1 protein-coding gene is annotated in these 656 nt (G+C 48.8%); it reads right to left on the reverse strand.

Annotated elements, in window-relative coordinates; genetic code table 11:
* Positions 1-656: IS4 family transposase (locus AN477_RS14580; protein ID WP_169787906.1), on the reverse strand; the 656-nt coding region annotated here is incomplete at both ends.

Consider the following 656-nt stretch of genomic DNA (forward strand, 5'->3'; position numbering starts at 1 on the left):
AGCGCTATCCGCAATTGATTGAATACGGCATTCTCGCTCTTCCCATACATGCTTTTTACCTTCAAGTGCTGCTTAATCCATTTAAAGAACAGCTCGATTTGCCAGCGTCTCCTATACAAATCGCCAATCTCGACAGCATCCATGGTCAGGTCGTTGGTCAGGATAATAATCAAATTACCTTCACTGTCCAACGTCTCTATCCAACGCGTTGGATGAGTCATACTCCGAGAGGCGGATGAGCCGATCCTTACCACATCGTCCCGAAGAACAGGTGACCCCTGTGGTATCGTCCTTCTCTCGTACGTTTCAGCAATGCTTGTATTGTATCGGAGTCGGGTGACAAAACGCGTTCCCCCACGACAGTACTCATCAAACTTTCGGTAATCGACGTAGCCACGGTCAAATATGTAAAGTGCATCCCTGTCCAGTTCAATAAGACTGTCCATCTGCGTCCGGTCGGACGGCTTCGCTGGAGTTAGGATAGCCTTATCTGGGTGTACAAGCCCGTCTACGAAAGCCAGCCGTAAGTGTAATTTGACACCAGCATGGGTCGGAAGATACAGGGCCCAAGGGTATTGGGACAAACACAGCGTTATGGTGGAAGAGTCGACTAGGTTAATGCGACCTAATTGCTTCGTGGCCTTTTTCAGTCCAAT

Origin of the sequence: Paenalicyclobacillus ferrooxydans (genome assembly GCF_001399675.1) — a bacterium.
GTDB lineage: Bacteria > Bacillota > Bacilli > Alicyclobacillales > Alicyclobacillaceae > Alicyclobacillus_B > Alicyclobacillus_B ferrooxydans.